A 17,491-nucleotide genomic window follows, 5' to 3' on the forward strand; every position below is an offset into this window, starting at 1 on the left:
GATCACGATAATTCAACTGGTTTGCAAAATTATTTATAGGACTATCCTCCTGAAACTCAATGTTTGCGCGGATTGTTGTTTCAGGAAGATACAATTAACGCTTTTTTCAGGTAATACATGCTCTGATTAGTATGTAGCAACAGTCGGAGTCCGGGGCGACTGGAGCGTGGTGGAAAGATACATAAAGCAATAAGGTGAAGACCCGCAAGAAGTGCAATTACGGATGTTCTAATTGCATACCCTGCGGTCTCTGCCGCAGGGTTCTTGATTGCCCTTAAACTCAAAAAAGCTCTCCCGTTTAGGGAGGGCTTTTACTGTTAGCCTGTTACTTTATGGCCTTAATGACCTCTTTCACGTCCGGCAGTTCTTTGATGGGATAAACTTTTACCCACATCACTTTCCCGAACTCATCAACAACGACTAACCCTCCCCTTGCGAAAGATGGTAGGGCCTGCACTGAGATAGACTTGTATATAACTTACGAAGTGGTGAAGCCGGTTATTCCAGTCCGATGCAGGAGTAGCAGATAGCCACGGCATTGATGTAAATTTGCTTACACTCCCGGCGGAGATATCCCAATTCGATGGCGGCCAGGGCCAGGATTACCAAAATGATGTTTAAAACTTTTCTCATCTATTGTTTCCCGGAAAGATATTGATCCAAATTTGTGTTTTTATAGGAGTTTGAAGCAAAATAATCCAGGATATTCTTGAACACCGGCGCTTCAATATATCCGGGGATGGTCTCCAAAACCGTTCCGTCGCTGGCCAGGAACATGGTGGTGGGATATCCGCTGATGTTGAAACTGCGAGCCAGGTCCATTTCGGTGTAGGTTTTGCCTTGGAAGTTGACGGGATTGGCGCTCTCAGCATTCAGCTTGACCGCCACAAAGCTCTCCTTCATCAGCCCCGTCACCGCCGGGTCGGCATAGGTCTTCTCGTCCATCACCTTGCACCACTTGCACCAGTCGGTGTAGACATCGACCGCTATAAACTTGCCTTCGGATTGGGCTGCCGCCATGGCCTGATCCCACGCCAGCCAAGCAACCGAACCGGCTGCGGCTTTGGGCTTTTCTTTTTTGTTGCCGGCGCAGGAAATGCTGCTCAGCATGGCCAGTGAGACTATGACCAGTAATGCCAACTTTTTCATCTGACACTCCGTTGGATTTGTATTTTGTTTTCCGGGGCCGTTCCGCTCCTGGTCATTTGCCCCCGGCCATGATAAACCCGCCGATCATGACCCACCAAAAGGCGGATATCCAGGGATTGCCTGCAATGGGACAGGCCCCCGCTTAAGGCAGCCGATGAATTTGTAGTAGAGAAATCCCACCGCTCCCCCGACGGCCGCGCCCGGCAGGATATTCGGAACAAAGTTCATCCGGCCACCACTTTGCTCTCGATGTTCATTACGGCCCCCTGCCGGATGGTGGCCGAAACCGAACAGTATTTTTCCTGGGAAAGCCTGATGGCCTCATCCACCGCCTCTTTGGGGATATCGCCTTTGACCTCGTAAACAAAATTCATTTCGGTAAATCTTTTGGGATGCTCTTCGGCCCGTTTTCCGTCCATCAGTACCCGGAACCCTTTGATATCCATTTTTTTCTTCTGCAGGATGGAAACCATGTCCATGGCCATGCACCCGGCCGCAGCCAGCAGTACCAACTGCATGGGAGCGAATCCGGCCGGAATCCCGTCTTTTCTGGATTCCACCACTAGGCCGTGGCCCTTCTCATCCTCGGCCACGAATTGCAGGTCTTTTACCCACTGTAACGTTAACGGCATCAGTAGTTCTCCGCCAGCACTTCGTAGTACGCCTGGGGATGCTTGCAGGCCGGACACTGTTTGGGGGCCTCGGCTCCTTCGTGGACATACCCGCAGTTGATGCAGTGCCATTTGACCGAGGATTTCTTCTTGAAGGCCTCTCCGTTGGCCAGGTTGTTGATCAGCTTGCGGTAACGGGATTCGTGGAATTTTTCCACTTTGGCGATCTGCTCGAAGGCCACGGCCGCGTCCTCGAAACCCTCGTCCCTGGCGGTTTTGGCAAAATCGGAATAGATGGTGGTCCATTCCATGTTCTCGCCGGCCGCCGCGGCCCCCAGGTTCTCCTTGGTGGTGCCGATCTTCCCGGCCGGGTATGAGGCGGTGATCTCCAGTTCTCCGCCCTCCAGCAGTTTGAAGAATACCTTGGCGTGCTCCTTCTCATTCTCCGCCGTTTCCATGAAGAAATTGGCGATCTGCTCAAAACCCTCCTTGCGGGCGGCGCTGGCAAAGTAGGTGTAGCGGTTCCGGGCCTGGGATTCCCCGGCGAATGATTTCAGCAGATTCTTTTCGGTCATGGATCTTTTCAGGCTTTTCATATTTTCTCCTTATAGTATTTTATTAGGAACCCAGGAGGTCAGGAAAAGAATATTCCTGGTTTCATGGCTTCCTGATAAAAGTTAATTCTTGGTTGGTGTCTCTTTGTATCCTGTTTTTATTAGGAAAGCACAAGGCTTTGAAAAAGGTATTCCTGCTTTCATGCCTGCCCGTCGTAGCTTTAGCGAAGGCAGGGCCTTCTAATAATGGTCACCCATTGGCCGACCACAGGCCGTGCAGGTTGCAGAATTCCTTGGCGGTGATTTCCTTGGCCGGGCACAGGAACTCGGCCTCCGGAGCGTCGCCGGGCTTGAGGTACTTGCGGTGGACCCTGTCCCCGCCGTAGATGGCGACCCATTCGATGTGGTGCTTGTCCTCCATGGGGTGCGCCACCGAGCCGACCTTGACCTTCCAACCGGAGGCGGTTTTTTCAATCACCGGCAGATGTTTCTCCTTGGCGGCGTCAACGGTGTTCTCGGTGAACAGCTTCATCGGCTGGCCGCAGCAGACCAGCTCGCCCTTGCCGCCATGCAGCGCTTCCACTATATTACCGCATATTTCGCATTTATAGACTTGGTTTCTTTCGGCCATGATAGTTCTCCTTCGGTTGGGGCCGATATATCGGCCCTTACTCTGATTATTGGGTTGTATGCTTTTGGGACAGGGCCCGCCCTGTCCTTATAGGAATTTTATATACTGCTGGGCGGCAATGGCGGCGGCGGCGGCGTCGCCCACCGCGCTGGAGACCTGCCGGACCAGCTTTTGCCGGACGTCCCCGCAGGCAAAGATCCCGGGGAGCGAGGTGGCCATGCGGTCGTCGGTAATTATATAACCCTGCTCATCGGTTTTGACGAGCCGGCGCACCAGGTCGCTGCTGGGCTGGTATCCCACATAGATGAATGCGCCGGAAACCGGGATCATTCCTTCCTTCAGGGTTTGCTTGTCCATTATTTTGACGCCCGTTACCTGGCTGGCGCCCTCAATGGCCAAAATATCTTTGTTCCAGGCAAAGTCAATCTTGTTATTGGCGAAGGCCACCTTTTGGATGGAATCGGCCGCCCTTAAAACATTGCGCCGGTGGATTACGGTCACCTTGGAGGCCAGGCCTGCCAGGTAAACGGCCTCCTGTACCGCCGAATCGCCGCCGCCCAGCACCGCCACCGGCTGGTTTTTGAAAAAAGCCCCGTCGCAGACGGCGCAGTAGGAGACCCCCTTGCCCAGCAATTCCTTTTCGCCCGGCACGCCCAGGGTCTTGGGCAATGCTCCGGTGGCGATGATCAAGGCCCGGGATTTTATGGTGCGGCCGTCGGAAAGTTTTATCAACAGGTATTTATTTTCGGGAACGACGCTTTCGGCCTGGGCGGAAATGACCTCGGCCCCGAACTTTTTGGCCTGCTGTTCCATCCTTTGGGCCAGTTCATAGCCCGAGATGCCTTCGGGAAATCCGGGATAGTTGTCGATCCGCTCGGTGTTGGCCACCAGGCCGCCGGGCATCATCTTTTCTATGATCGCCGTTTTAAGGCCGCCCCGTCCGGTATAAAGCCCGGCGGTCAGTCCGGCCGGACCAGCGCCAAGAATGGTTATATCGTAATTTTTAGTATCGCTCATTTTCGAATGATCACCGGAGTTTTCAACTTCCTGGAACACCCCGCAGCTTCGCCGGCAACGGCCGCAAAATGATTCTGGGAGTAATATTCTGATCTTATTTTAATCGTTGGCAGATTCAACAGTGAAGTACAACACTATATGTTATTGTTTATAGACAAGTTATCAATATCCGGTCTGCCGTGTCTCGTTCCTTTTCAGGAATTAAACTCCTTTGGGTAAATATTTTTTAAGATGCTATAGAATCGGAAATTACTTGGCTCTGGCCGCATCCAGCCTGGCGGCAATGGCTTCCTTAGGCATGGCGCCAATCAGGGTATCTATGATCTGGCCGTTCTTGAATATCAGCATGGTGGGAATGCTCCGGATCCCGAACTGTCCTGATTTTTCCGGGTTGGCGTCCACGTCCACCTTGGTTATCTTGACCTTTCCCTGGTAGTCGTTGGATAATTCTTCTACGATCGGTCCCACCATCCGGCAGGGCCCGCACCAGGACGCCCAAAAATCAACCAGCACCGGGATATTGGACTTTAAAACCTCCTGGTCAAAGTTGATGTCGGTTAGATGTATTGCCCCCATTTTAAGATCTCCCGTATATTTATTGATTGATTTTGTTATCTGTAAATTTACCTGTATGCCAATATTATCGTTTATGGGTCCCATCTCTACTCCGGTAAAATTATATAGGTTCAAGTTTAGACCAATTTTTAAGCAAAGTCAAGGGACATTATCAAAAATCCTTTAAATCGGTTGGACTGGCCGGGGAAAGAAGAGATTATTGTAAAAACATATTGACTTAGCTTAAAGTTTATGTTATCTTAAACTTTCAATTACGGAGAATAGCGACTGATGAATAAGTGCCCGTTCATAACATTCAAGCAGGTGGTTAAAAAGCTTAAGTACGACGCCGACGACAAGCTGCTGGAGGAAAAGGAGCATCCTTTGTCTGAGCTGCGGGACTGCCTGGGCGCCGAATGCGAGATCTTCGACGCCGAGGCCCAAAAGTGCTCGCTGCCGGTGATCAATAAAAAGATGCGTAAGCCGGACGAGCTATCGGAGGAGGCTGGTAAAACCGGATCGGTCGTGGCCGAGCTTAAGGAGATCAAGGAGAACACCGCCGCCACCCTGCTTCATATACTGAAGAAGACCGACGCCACCAACGAGGCCATCGACCGGCTGGCCGAGGCCGTCAAAAACTCCCTGTCCGCAAAGGGCGGCGAAGGGCAGGCTTTGGACCTTTCGGAACTGAAACAACCTTTGAGCCAGATCAGCGAGAAACTGGCGGACTTGCCCGAAGCCGACCTGTCCCAGGTCCACCAGCTGTTGGCCGGGCTGACCGAAGAACTCAAGATATCCCAATCCAAATTCAGCGATATTCTGGAACTGACTTTGGAGGATCAGCAGAAAAGGGCGGCCCAGGAAGCCCAGCAGGCCCAGGACGGAGACAAGTTGGGCGCCAAGCTGGATGCCATAAAGGAGGCCTTGGCCGGACGGCAGGAAAACGGCCAGACGGAAGAGCAGCTGGCAGCCATCAAGGAAGCCCTGACCCAAAGCCAGGAAAAATTTTCCAGCATACTGGAATTAATGCTGGAGGACACCCAGCGGCAATCGGAACAGAACTTGAGCCTTACCCAGATGCTTTCCGGGTTGGTCCGAGGCCAGCAGGAGCTTAAGGAACAGCAGGTCAGCCTGGCCGAGAAATCACTGACAGAACAGTCAGCCCATGCCGGCAAACTGGTCTTGGCTTTGGAGCAGATGGTCTCTGGTATAAAGACTCTGGCCGAGTCAAAACCAGGCGACAATCTGGAGGCGGTGGAACAGCGGCTGGCCCAGGCCCAGGAGGCCTTGCTGGCCGTATTGGAGGCCCAGCGCAACGAACAGCGCCAGGCGGGCAATGAGCGCCGCCTCAGGCAGGCCGAGGAGAACAACGACCGGGGCGTAATGCTTTATTACCGCCGGGAGCTTTCCGGGGCCGAAGCCCAGTTCAAAAAAGCCATAGACATCCGTCCGGATTTTTACGAAGCATTCAACAATCTTGGCCTGGCCTTAAGCGATCAAGGCCGGCGCGAGGAAGCGGTGGCCGCCTTCAAAAAAGCGGTGGAGCTCTCTCCCGAAGCCCCTGAGGCCTATAACAACCTGGGCTGCCTTTACAAGGGAAAAAAGGATTACCAGCAGGCGGTGGAGTATTTCAACCAGGCCATCGCCCGGCAGGCCGATTATTCGCTAGCCTATCTGAACCTGGGAACGGCCTACGAGGAGATGGAAAAATTCGACCTGGCCATCAAGTCCTGGGAAAAGGTGCTGGCGGTTCAGCCCACCAACGACGAAGCCCGGCGCAAAGTATCCATTTACCGGGCCAAACGGACATAAGAATGGATGAGGCCTTAAAAAAAATAGAACAGGCTCTGGAGTCGGAACGAACGGCCAGCCGGCTCAAGGAACTTCTGCCGCAGTCCAAGGAGGCTGCCAAGTCGCCTGAGCAGGCCATGGGGATCATTCATTACGCCAAGGCTCCGGCCGAGCCGGCCATCCAAAACCAGCCGGAGGTCCAGGTGGAAGCTCCCCGCCGCTTTGAGCCGCCGCCGGAAATCGATCCGGCAGCCAAAATAGGCGTGGGCGCCCGGGAGTTCACTCTAGATGAGCTGGGAACTGATTCCCAGCCCAATAAAGACCCCCTGATGGGCCAGATATTAAAATCCTCCACCTTCAGGGAGATGACTTTGGATGATCTGGAAACTCCGGACGAAGAAGGAAAATAATTTTTTCTCTTATCATGAGCTCAGATGCCGATGTAAAAGACTGGGGAATTTATAAGGTAAGGTAAGCAATTTACTTTTGATCGTAGCAAACATTTTATTTGAAAACATAGCTTGACTTCTTCCGCCGTTTATACTACACTATTACCGGGAACCAACAAGAACTTAACCCAAAAACAAAAGGAGAAACGGAAATGAAAAAGTCACTATTTTGCATCGTTGCAATTCTTTTCTTTGTGACGGGTCTAAATGCTTCCTCCTCAAAGATTGCAGATTACACTTACAAAATAGAAATGGAATTAATACCCGCGAGACCTAAAATAGGTCAAGTTATTAATGTAAAATGGAAAGTAAGCGGCGACAAAAGCGCTACGAACGCCTACGCTTCCATTAACACATTTGGCGCTCCGGCGGAAATAGTGGAAATAGTTTCACCCCTTAAAGGCAACGGCACCGTAGATAATGAAAACAAGGGGATTAAGTTTAGCATAACCAAAGGGGAGGTAAAAACATTTGAAGCAAGTATTATAATACATTCTGCCCCGCATGCTTTATTATATAATAAAGCTAAAAGCGTTGGTTTTTCACTCGGCGTTCTTTCATATGACAAAATTAACGGCAAAGGTATTGGCGTTTGCGCAGACCCAAGGAAACAGCTATATCTCATTGATAAAGCTACTGGCCAATTAGGCACATTATCTGATTGGGACGAAATGGTCAATGGGCCACTCAAATTACGTAAAATATTTTGGAAATATAATCATATAGACGGTGAATGGTTAAATGTGCCAGACCAGAGTTTTGAAATAACCAACAGACAAATTGCCGCCAATATGAAAACATTAGAACCAGCACTCACCGATTCTGAAGCATTGTGCCTTCACGCAGATAACATAAAGCTAATAGTCAATGCTGTGGGGGACCCCAAAGCCACGGATGATGAAAGAATAAAAATTCTCTTAAGCAAAGGTTGGTTAAAGGCTCAAAGGGAAGGATCCAGCGTAAAAGAGAAATGGTTTATAAATTTTATAAAAAGCAATAATGGTAAATGGGATAGGAGTAGTACAGACCCCCAATTTTTTCGTGATGATGTTAATAATGGTGCTATTGTTTGCAATAGTAGTGGGGGGGATGGTTCTAAACTTTCGACGACGTTCGTAGGTTATTGGAAATATCAAGATCATATATATGATCTTGATAAATTGCAATTTGCATACAACGTGAAGCCGGTTAAGAATGCTGAGGTTGGTATAAGGGCCTATTGGTCTGGTCAAGGCGCAATATGGGTTGGCTGGGGGACGACTGGTGATGATGGTTCTTTTACTATCTCAACCGAGCTAATACCAAGTGGGGCTACAAGCGTTAGGGCATATCCCATTCTTTTCACGTGGGGGCCAGATCGTTTTAGTGAACTGCTTAAAGTGTCAGACCCAGTTTCCCTTTTCAGTACTTGGCGCAGTCCGCGGGATACAACAATATGGTTTGAGCCCCGTAGTGATAGTCCTTTAGCAAATGTACTTGCACCGGGTGGTCTTTGTGATTTCGGCATTTGCTGGCCAGAAACAACTACGAGCGTTCGTCATCAACCCAAAAGTGGTGCAGTTAATATTTATTCTACTTTGTATGAAGCCAGAAATTTCAATTCACCTGCACCCGATAGAGAATTGCGCGTATTTTGGGAGCCGGGATACGACAGCACTACACATTACAAATGGACTCCGGAACATATTTTTGTAAATGGTGACACCGCCATGATCTCTGCTGGTGGTTCTGACGAATGGGATGATGATGTCATTCTTCACGAATACGGACATTTTTTAAACGATTATTATGCATATATTGACCAATCCAAGTTCGATAAAATTGCTCCTGTACATGATTGGTGGACAAACGATGTTATATATACAACAACGGCTTATGTTGAAGGCTGGGCAAATTATTGGTCAAGCCGTTGTCGTGTTGGTTCCGGTTTTGATACCCTGATAATAAATACATTAGGCGGCCTATCGGTTCTTTACGACCAATCAGACTATAAAAACATTGAAAATCCTTGGGACTACAGGGGTAATTCAGTTTATACCTTCCAGCCAGGGCCTTTCTGTGAAGGCTCTCTGTCCGGTATTTTGTGGGATATTTATGATGGGTTTGACGAAATACCGTATCCCAATGATAGCCTTTTTGCGGATTCACTTTCGCTTGGTACGGGCTATATTTGGGATATTTTTGATAATTATCATGCTTATGACACATGCCATAGCTATTCAATAGGCAGTTTTTTAAGAGGCTGGAAAAATCCTCCGGCTCACCCCGCCGAAAGCTATGAGCATTATGACGGCATGGAAAGTATTTTAGCCCATCACGGGGTGGATATTCCATTGAGACCTAAGTCGCTTACAAGCACATGCGATTCGGCCTATCCCTGGTCTTCGGCGTTATCTTGGAAGCCGGGTTCTTCGGGCGGCGCTAAATCAGCCCCATCCAAATCAAGCGCCGTGGGTTATAATATTTACCGGTATGATTCATTGGTCACGCACTACTATAAAATCAATGCTAACTTGGTTACAGACACAAATTACGCCGACAATACCGTACAAGAAAACACCACCTATTTTTACCGTATCACGGCGGTTGATTCCGCCGACGAGGAAAGCTTCTATTCAAACACTTCCGCTGTTAGAATACCTCATATACAGTTTCTCACAAAAGTTCCGTATGCCACCGGGTATAATAATAACGCCAAATTAATTTACGATCCCGTTAATTCAAATATGCATTTGATTTACCAAGGCCCCTATGTTGTCTCAACTTCTGATTATAATTTATTTTACACCAACTCTACGGATGCCGGCCATTCTTGGGCTGTTGATACTGCCATAGGTTGCGGCCGCAATCCGGTTATAGACCTTGACACTTCCGGCCATCCTTGCGTTGCCTGGGGCGGCGGCGCTGGCCCCATAAGTTTTGTTCGCAAAACGTCACCTTGGCTGCCAATTGTGTTGCCGCAGGTTTGCACAATTTCGCGCGTAAGTATGGCAATAGACCATACCGACACTGCTTTTGTGTGTTATGCAGGTTATAACCTTCCGGTAAACGAGGAAACTGACGAAGGTGAAATACAGTTGGTTAAGTTCCCTGTTGTTAACGCAACGGTTGCTGTTGTAGAAACGTTGGCCCTTTCAGGCAAAACCCCAATGTTGGCCATTGATGACAGCAATAACGTCCATTTAGTATATGTAGCTGCGTATGAAATATATTATCTTGCCCGAATTGCTGGCGTTTGGGGAACGCCCATCAATCTTTCCCAATCATCCCTTGTTGCCCAGCATCCTATGATTAATGTTTATGGCGATAAGTTGAGCGTTACCTGGGAAGAAAACAACGGCGGCCAATACGATATCTATAACAGGATATTGATCATTTCGGCCAACACTTGGACGACCGCCGAAAATATAAGCAATAATACCTCAAATTCTATTAACCCTGTTACTACAATGGCTGGCTATGCTTATTGGGCCGATGATTCCAGCGGCACATATCAAATATATCGCAAGAGATATATTGACGGCGCGGGCTGGCCAGACAGCACCAAGCAAAGAATAACTACTGATGACAGCCTTTGCAACTACCCCCAGGCAACGTTTAGCCAAACAATAGATACGACCAAAGCATTTGTAATATGGACACAAAACGAGGCTATTCCTTTTAAAGTCAGGTTTGACAAGTCTGTCGTTCAACCCGTAGCTAAAATTTATATTGACGGAGGACAGGTGCTTGCTTCGCCCTTCAACATCAGCCGGGACGGCTACAAAGTATTCGGTCCGGCATCATATCAAAGCATTGATTACGGCGCAGAAGAAGTGGCTTACAAGTTTGACAATCTAAACAGCAATAAAGACTACAAAGTATCCGTAACCTATTATTTTGAAAATGTTGAAAGCAATGCCAAAGGCCAGTCTAACAAACCCATCTGGCATGAACAGCTAAAAGTAGACAAACAGACCGTAGCCACCACCAAGGTCAAAGCCGGCCAGCCCACTACTGTTGAAGTTTTGGTGCCGCGGCAATGGTATGCCAAAGATGGGAGCATTGTATTGACGGTTAAAAACATCAATGGCAAATATGCTATGGCTACCGATGTCAAATTGTATGAGTTCAGCAAGCCAACTTCTACTGAAAAGACTGATGGCGGAACCCAAACCGCTTTTACCGCTCCCGTAACATTGCCGTTGATTAACCAATTATGCCAAAATGCGCCGAATCCCTTTGGCAGCCAGCCGACCACTATTCAGTATGCGGTAACCAAGCCGGGGAATGTAAGCCTTAAGGTTTACAATATTTCCGGGCAGTTGGTAAAAACTTTGGTGAACGAAAGTAAGCAGCCTGGGTATTACAATGTAAGCTGGAACGGCAAGGACGAAGCCGGAAAGCAAGCAGCTTCTGGCGTTTATTTCTACCGCATCCAGGCCAATGGGTTTGACAACACCAAGAAGCTGGTGGTACTGAAATAACATTGAACCCATTATTCCCAAAAGGCCAAAGCAAAATGCTTTGGCCTTTTAAAGACAGGTTTTTAAAATCTGTCTTTTTTTATTCCTCTTATTTGTTTTCGGTTGATTTGCCCGGCATTATTTCTTTTCTACCGTCAATCCCGGAATATTGATCTTGGTAATGGCTGTGTCCGTGGCCATGGCAACGATGTAGTTCCGGGGCTTCAACAGGCGTTGGGCGGACTGCAGCAGATCTTCCTTGGTGACCTTTTGAATGGCTTCCAGGTCCTTGATTACCTGATCGGGGCTTAAGCCGTAAAGTTCGGCCCCTAATATTTGTCCGGCGATCTGTTCGTTGGTTTCGTAACGGAAAGGATAGCTGCCCCGGAAATAGGCTTTGGCCTCCAGCAATTCCTGGTCCGAAACCGGCTCTTTTTGGATCCGCTCTATTTCCAGCAGCATGGTTTTAAGGGCGGTATCGGCGGTCTGGCATTTGGTCTGAACGGTAAAAGCATAGGGACCGTAGTCCAGCCGGGGGGAAAAGTAAGAATCAACGTCGTACGCCAGGCCCTGCTGCACCCTGATTTTGGTAAAGAGACGGGAAACAAAACCTCCGCCGCCCAGGATGTAGTTCATCAGCCGGGCCGCCTGATAATCGGGATCGAGGCGCTTGGGGCCCAGAAAGCCCAGCACCACATAGGCCTGGCTGATGGGCCGATGGATCATCTGCAGGCCGGGCCGATTGATTTTGGGAATCTGATCAAAAATTACGGGCGGAACTTCCGCTTTTAGCCAGTTTTTGGTCAGTTTTTTTAAAAGCTCCGAAATCTTGGCCGGTTTGATATCCCCCACTACGGCGATCACTGTATTGTTGGGAACGAAATATTTCCCGTGGAAAGAAACGATGTCGGAAGCCCCGATCCTAGCCAGAGCCGCCTCCTGGCCATAGACCGGACGGCTGTAGGGATGGCCTCGGTACAGCAGGGAATCGAAGGCCTGGCGGCCGATGGTCTCAGGCTGGTCCCGGTCGTCCTGGATATTGGATAATAGCTGGTTGCGAAGCCGTTCCACCTCAGCCGAGTCCACCTTGGGGTTCTGCAGCAGATCCATGAATACCGGCAAAACCTGCCCCAGATCCCGGCTCAAAAAGGCCAGCGAAAAATATGAGGCGTCGTAATCACAACTGTTTTCGTATACCGCCCCCATCCAATCGAACATCTGGGCTATGTCCTGGGCGGTCCTGATCTTGGTCCCCTTGTCAAGGATCTCGGCAGTAAAGTTGGCTAGGCCCGGCAGTTCCCCAGGGTCGCAGGCGCTGCCGCCACGGATCATGGCCTTGACCACCACCACCGGCAGGTTGTGCCTTTCCACCACCAACAGGGTCAGACCGTTGGCTAGCACGGTTTTTTGGGGCCGGGGCGGTTTCCAGTATGTTTGGGCCTGCAACCGGCCGAAGGAAGCAATGAGGATCAAAGATAATACAACAGATGATATCTTGCTTTTCATTTTATTTCTCCTGTCCCTTTACGGCCTGGGGAACAAGCGTGGCCACGGTGCGGTTATCGGCCGTAAGGTATTTTTGGGCTGCCTGTTTTATGTCTTCGGGCGTCACTTTTTCCAGGTCCTTGAGGTATTTATTGACGTCATGCCAGCCGTGCCTGGTGGCGGCCGACCCCAGCTGCTCGCCCAGCCCGGCATTTCCCTGCCGGGAAAAGATATAGCCCGCCCTCTTCTGATTCCTGGCTTTCTCCAGCTCCCCGGCAGTGACGCCTTCCTTCTTGACCTTCTCCAGCTCGGCGTAAAGGCTCTGCTCCAGTTCCAGCGTGCTACGGCCGGCGATGGGCGCGGCATAGAGCATGAACAGGCCGGGATCCCTCCGGGCGTCGTTGTAGGACTCGGCATAAAGGGCCACCTTCTGCTGGTAGACCAGGCTTTGGTAAAATCTGGAGCTCTGTCCTTCGGAGAGGATGCCTAAAAGCAGGTCCAGCACGACCTCGTCGTATGAGCCCGAGGTGCATCCATGGTAGGCGATTATCAGCAGCGGCGTCTGGGCTTGCCTCTGCACCGTCACCCGGCGTTCGCCCCGCTGCTCCGGTTCCACAGTGCGGACCCCCGGGGGCGGCTTGGCCCCACGGGGAATATCACCGAAATACTTCTGCACCTGCTGGACCGCAGCCCCCGGCTTGATGTCACCGACGATCACGCAGGTGGCGTTGTTCGGCGCATAATAGGTGTCATAATAGCTGCGGAGGTCGTCCAGGGTCATGGCTTTCAAATCGGACATCCAGCCTAAAGTGGGGATTCCATAGGGATGGGCCATGAAGGCGGCAGCTTCAGTCTCCTCCACCAGCCGGCCCCAGGGGGAGTTCTCCCGAAGCCGCCGCTCCTCCATTACCACCTGGCGTTCGGATTCGAACTCCAGCGAATCTAACTTGAGGTCGTGCATCCGCCCGGCCTCCAATTCCATCATCTGGGGCAGGAACTCCACCGCAATGTTCTCATAGTAAAAAGTGTAATCTTTGGATGTAGAACCATTGGCGTGGCCCCCGTATTTCTGGATTATCCTTGTAAAATCTTCAGGGCCAATTTTACCAGAGGCCTTGAACATCATGTGCTCCAGCAGATGTGAGATCCCGGTGATGCCCGGCCGTTCGTTGCGCGAGCCCACCCGGTACCAAACCTGGAAGCTGGCGATGGGCAGATCGTGCTTTTCCAGCACCAATATCTTCAGGCCGTTGGCCAGGCTGTCTTCATAGACCGCCAGGGTGTCCAAAGCCAAAGCGTAGTTTAGACCCAAGCATAGTAATAGGGTTATCAGGGCCAGTTTTTTGGACATCAATGCTCCTTATGTGATAGGTGGCACTGTAAATGCACCAGAAGTTGGTCGAACATCTGCCCGTACTTTGTGGGGAACGGAGCGGTTATTTTATCAGAATTAGAGCTTATCCTCAAATAACAATTTGGGCATAAACGGCCCAACTGCGCAAATGCTACGTCGGGCGGACTGCAAAACCGCCATACTTTAGTCACGCTCATTCACCGTATCGCGGTAGGATCCGCTTCACTCGCATTCCTCGTCTGGCATGGTTCGACAGGCTCACCACATGTCTTTTCGCTCGTTTATGCTGCTCCAAAGCTTATTTAAGAATAAACATTTATTATAATTCCCTAATCCCAAAAAATCAAGGGTAGCCCCAGCGCAGGCTTCCCCCGTCCCGATATCAGGCGGCAAGACATTTGACCCCCTTTGGCGGCAACTCACCGGAAAAGCGCTATCATCAGGCAAACGACGAGATACGAGATGGGCACCGCATAGCGGCAGAAATGATCGACGGTCTTGGATCTCTGCTCCCGGCCGGAGTTGAACAGCCACAGGGAAATGGTAGATTCGGCAATGGACAAAAAGACGAATATGAAGGTAGCCATGTGCAACTGGTCGGCAATGGTCATGATGTTGGTGTCCGGCAGGGACGAGGTTATTACGTACTGGCTGGCCACCGCCGCAAAGATCCCGCCCACCCCCAACCCGAACCGGGGATCCAGGTCGGTGGGCCTGATGAAGAAGGCCAGAAAGGCGATAAAGGCGGCTATGAACATTCCGAACAGCAATTTTATAAAATAGCCTGCGCCCGGCCGGATCACCCGGACCGAGCAGTAGAATCGGGAAAATATAGACTGGTTTTCCACCGGCAGCGAAGGGTCGCCGTAATTGGTGGCATAGGTATAGGGGACCACCCCAAAATAGAACTTGTCCAGAGACCAGCCGGGGATCCTTACCTCCGGGCTTTTGCCCAAGTTACCAGCGTCCAGTATGTAGACCAGAGTCCCGGTTTCGTTCTCCCCGTCCTCGATCTGCACTGTCAGCGCGTGGTCGTCGAAGGGAAAGGCGGAGACGTCCCAGTACTGGGTCATCACCGCCGAGACCCGGCTGAAGGCGTAGTTGATCTCTTTGTCTTTTGACCGGTAGGGCTCCGATTTGAAGGTCTTTTCGCCTCCCACGATCTCAAAACTCTTGATTGGATCCAGATCCTTATTCTTCCAGCGAAACCAAAGGTAGAAGTCAACCGAAAATTTATTGTCCCTTAAGGAGACGTCATAGATCCGGTTGACGTAAATTCCGACAAAGACCGAATCCGGGCCGGTGGCGGGCGGGGCAGCCGCAGCCAGCCCGGCACATAGGGACAGCAAAGCGCAGGATGAAAGGATTATTTTTTTCATTATTCGGCCGTGATGGCAGTTTGTTCAAAGTAGCATTTATCGTTCAACTGAGCCCTTCGGTTGGTTCGACTTCGCTCGCCACAGGTATGCTCAGGGTAAACCATGCACTGAATCCGCCTGCGGCGGATGAATGTGTCTGCCGAAGTCCGTAGTCCTGTTATTAGTTTAACATTTCAATATTTATGTGTCAAGCAATATATTTGGATTTTGGGGTTTTGACATTTGATTCATTTTCAATACCCCGACCGCTTGCGGCGGGGTCATTCTCCAAGGGCACACCCAGCAAGGGCACTTCGTCAATGTCCAGGTCATCGGCGTTGAATTCACGGATGACTATCCGGGGGCTTAGTATGGGCAATTCGATGTCGTATTTCAGTTTCTTCTCGTTGACGAAAATGGTGGTCAGGCTCAAATCCTTTCCGGCCTCGAATTCGGCGAACTTTATGCCCTCCAACTGCTCCAATTCTTCCAGTATCTGGGTCAGGCCCGGCGGCCCGATGACCTCCAGGATATTGATGGCCGACTGGTTGGGGTCGGCACTGGCCGGTTCGTTGGGGAACATTTTTCTCAAGCCCCGGCCAATCACCTGTTCGGCCAGCACATTCCTGTGGCCGCCGTAGGGCCTTAAGCCTACGATGACGTTGACGTTGCGCACATCCCAGCCCTCGTTAAGCATCATGGTGCTGACAATGGCGCTGTGGGGGTTTTGGTTGGAGTCAATGGTCTTGGCGAATTCCCGGGCCTGGGGGATGGATTCCTTCTTGATCTCGCCGGTGCTGTCGGTGTGTATTAAAAGTGTCTTGCCCTTGAGGTCGGGCACGGCGTTGACATAGCGGTATATCTCGTCCGCCTCGTCGTTATTGGAGCACTGAAAGAATATCACCGGCTTCTTGTTCAGTTCTGTCAGGGCCTTTTTGTATTCCCGCCAGCGCCGGATCCCGGCGTCTATCCAGGCCCGGTAACGCTCCACCGCTTTTTTTGAAGCTATCTCCTCGGCCTTTTTGACGATGCCCCTTAAAGGGTGCTTGACTATGTTCTGCTCTATGGCCTCCCTTAGGGTGAAGTCGGAGATGATCCAGGGAAACAAGGCCCCGTTCTCGTTGCGGGGCGTGGCCGAAAAGTCCAGCTCCATGTTTATGCCCCGGCCATGATCCTTCTGCAGTTTTTTGTGGAGGTTTAAAAGTATCTTCTTCCATTCCTTTCCACGTTGTAAATATGGTGGACCTCGTCCTTTAGAATAGCGATGTTGGGGCAGAGCGATAGTACTTCCCGAATACGGTTCTCTTGGTAGATGTCGCTGACGTTGCGGACCTGGGGCAGGGCCATCAGGCCGTCCACGTATTCCTCGGTCTCCTTGCCCTTGCCCTCCCGTTTTTCCAGCTGCTGGATATTGGTAAGGAACAGCACGCCCACAGGGACCACGTGGATCGGGTCTTCCTTGGTTATGACCTGCAGGTTGAAATCGTCCTCCCACTCCGGCGGTATCAAAGGCAGTTGTTTGAAAACCTTTCCGGCCACGAAATCCCGGCACAGCCGGTCGTAGATTACATTCTTCTCACCGGCTATCAGCAGGAACTTTGAGGTATAGTCTTCGGACTTTTCATATTGGTGGTTCAAGTACTGCCAGACCATGCACAGGGCCATGACGAATGTTTTGCCACTTCCGGTGGCCATTTTAAAGGCGTAAAGCGGGTATTGGTCGAACGAGGGGTCATAGCCCATTATCGGCCCCTCGCCGAAATCGCGGGCCAGGTCTATGAAATTGCGTTTTTTAAGGACTTCGTAGGTGTAGATCAGGGTTTCGATGGCCTCGCGCTGGGCGAACCAATAGGAAAAGGGTTAGCCGAAGGCTAGGTAGTCTTCGGAGAACCAGTATTGCAGAAGGCGCTGGGTGGTGGGCGTAGCGCCCTGGTAGTTGCCCTCGCGCCAGCAGACTGTGTCATAATAAGAGAGGAAATGACAAACAATGCCGAATATGCTATAATTACCTGTAATAGAAAAAGGAGCAGGCCATGGCATATCGGCATGGAGATCGCAATCAATGTACGATGTTTCCCAAAAGCATCGAGGA

General features: G+C 50.7%; 12 protein-coding genes and 1 pseudogene. 3 read left to right on the forward strand and 10 right to left on the reverse strand.

The annotated features are described in order from the left end of the window. Positions 1-633: 633 nt before the first annotated feature. The 6 genes from HY768_11725 to trxA form a co-directional block, all read right to left on the reverse strand. The gene (locus tag HY768_11725) at positions 634-1,149 is read right to left on the reverse strand and encodes a DUF255 domain-containing protein (GenBank protein MBI4727862.1); all 516 of its coding nucleotides are present in this window, start codon (positions 1,147-1,149) and stop codon (positions 634-636) included. A gap of 224 nt (positions 1,150-1,373) precedes the next feature. Then, positions 1,374-1,781, reverse strand: coding sequence for an OsmC family protein (locus HY768_11730; protein ID MBI4727863.1), 408 nt, complete (start codon positions 1,779-1,781; stop codon positions 1,374-1,376). Further along, complete coding sequence (locus tag HY768_11735) at positions 1,781-2,356, reverse strand: rubrerythrin family protein (protein ID MBI4727864.1); 576 nt, start codon at positions 2,354-2,356, stop codon at positions 1,781-1,783. Before HY768_11735 ends, HY768_11730 begins: the two co-directional genes overlap by 1 nt. A 208-nt stretch (positions 2,357-2,564) precedes the next feature. Beyond that, on the reverse strand, positions 2,565-2,945 hold the full coding sequence (locus HY768_11740) for a desulfoferrodoxin (protein ID MBI4727865.1): 381 nt from the start codon (positions 2,943-2,945) through the stop codon (positions 2,565-2,567). An 87-nt stretch (positions 2,946-3,032) separates the two neighbouring features. Beyond that, positions 3,033-3,962: a thioredoxin-disulfide reductase gene (gene trxB, locus HY768_11745; GenBank protein MBI4727866.1), complete on the reverse strand. Its 930-nt coding sequence runs from the start codon at positions 3,960-3,962 to the stop codon at positions 3,033-3,035. A gap of 249 nt (positions 3,963-4,211) precedes the next feature. Beyond that, positions 4,212-4,538 (reverse strand): thioredoxin, encoded by a 327-nt coding sequence (trxA, locus tag HY768_11750; GenBank protein MBI4727867.1) that lies wholly within the window; start codon positions 4,536-4,538, stop codon positions 4,212-4,214. A gap of 270 nt (positions 4,539-4,808) precedes the next feature. Between trxA and HY768_11755 the strand changes: the two genes are divergently transcribed. The 3 genes from HY768_11755 to HY768_11765 all read left to right on the forward strand — a co-directional run bounded on the left by HY768_11755 (position 4,809) and on the right by HY768_11765 (position 11,223). Beyond that, positions 4,809-6,329: a tetratricopeptide repeat protein gene (locus HY768_11755; protein ID MBI4727868.1), complete on the forward strand. Its 1,521-nt coding sequence runs from the start codon at positions 4,809-4,811 to the stop codon at positions 6,327-6,329. A 2-nt stretch (positions 6,330-6,331) separates the two neighbouring features. Beyond that, positions 6,332-6,718: a hypothetical protein gene (locus HY768_11760; protein ID MBI4727869.1), complete on the forward strand. Its 387-nt coding sequence runs from the start codon at positions 6,332-6,334 to the stop codon at positions 6,716-6,718. Positions 6,719-6,909: 191 nt separating this feature from the next. After that, complete coding sequence (locus HY768_11765) at positions 6,910-11,223, forward strand: T9SS type A sorting domain-containing protein (GenBank protein ID MBI4727870.1); 4,314 nt, start codon at positions 6,910-6,912, stop codon at positions 11,221-11,223. Between the two features lie 117 nt (positions 11,224-11,340). On the opposite strand, the gene HY768_11770 is transcribed toward HY768_11765, so the two are convergent. The 4 genes and pseudogenes from HY768_11770 to HY768_11785 form a co-directional block, all read right to left on the reverse strand. Beyond that, positions 11,341-12,708, reverse strand: a complete 1,368-nt coding sequence (locus HY768_11770; protein MBI4727871.1) for an insulinase family protein — start codon at positions 12,706-12,708, stop codon at positions 11,341-11,343. 1 nt (position 12,709) lies between these two features. Next, positions 12,710-14,038, reverse strand: coding sequence for an insulinase family protein (locus tag HY768_11775; GenBank protein ID MBI4727872.1), 1,329 nt, complete (start codon positions 14,036-14,038; stop codon positions 12,710-12,712). A 422-nt stretch (positions 14,039-14,460) separates the two neighbouring features. Further along, positions 14,461-15,420 (reverse strand): hypothetical protein, encoded by a 960-nt coding sequence (locus tag HY768_11780; GenBank protein MBI4727873.1) that lies wholly within the window; start codon positions 15,418-15,420, stop codon positions 14,461-14,463. A gap of 187 nt (positions 15,421-15,607) precedes the next feature. Then, positions 15,608-17,439, reverse strand: a pseudogene (locus tag HY768_11785) (DEAD/DEAH box helicase family protein). Positions 17,440-17,491: the final 52 nt, after the last annotated feature.

Source organism: candidate division TA06 bacterium, from assembly GCA_016208585.1.
Classification (GTDB): Bacteria; Edwardsbacteria; AC1; order AC1; family EtOH8; genus UBA5202.

Excerpts from the sequence above, each read along its gene's own strand:
- HY768_11725 (MBI4727862.1), bottom strand. The coding sequence starts at position 1,149 with ATGAAAAAGTTGGCATTACTGGTCATAGTCTCACTGGCCATGCTGAGC.
- HY768_11770 (MBI4727871.1), bottom strand. The coding sequence starts at position 12,708 with ATGAAAAGCAAGATATCATCTGTTGTATTATCTTTGATCCTCATTGCT.
- trxB (MBI4727866.1), bottom strand. The coding sequence starts at position 3,962 with ATGAGCGATACTAAAAATTACGATATAACCATTCTTGGCGCTGGTCCG.
- HY768_11730 (MBI4727863.1), bottom strand. The coding sequence starts at position 1,781 with ATGCCGTTAACGTTACAGTGGGTAAAAGACCTGCAATTCGTGGCCGAG.
- trxA (MBI4727867.1), bottom strand. The coding sequence starts at position 4,538 with ATGGGGGCAATACATCTAACCGACATCAACTTTGACCAGGAGGTTTTA.
- HY768_11740 (MBI4727865.1), bottom strand. The coding sequence starts at position 2,945 with ATGGCCGAAAGAAACCAAGTCTATAAATGCGAAATATGCGGTAATATA.
- HY768_11760 (MBI4727869.1), top strand. The coding sequence starts at position 6,332 with ATGGATGAGGCCTTAAAAAAAATAGAACAGGCTCTGGAGTCGGAACGA.
- HY768_11735 (MBI4727864.1), bottom strand. The coding sequence starts at position 2,356 with ATGAAAAGCCTGAAAAGATCCATGACCGAAAAGAATCTGCTGAAATCA.
- HY768_11765 (MBI4727870.1), top strand. The coding sequence starts at position 6,910 with ATGAAAAAGTCACTATTTTGCATCGTTGCAATTCTTTTCTTTGTGACG.
- HY768_11775 (MBI4727872.1), bottom strand. The coding sequence starts at position 14,038 with ATGTCCAAAAAACTGGCCCTGATAACCCTATTACTATGCTTGGGTCTA.
- HY768_11755 (MBI4727868.1), top strand. The coding sequence starts at position 4,809 with ATGAATAAGTGCCCGTTCATAACATTCAAGCAGGTGGTTAAAAAGCTT.
- HY768_11780 (MBI4727873.1), bottom strand. The coding sequence starts at position 15,420 with ATGAAAAAAATAATCCTTTCATCCTGCGCTTTGCTGTCCCTATGTGCC.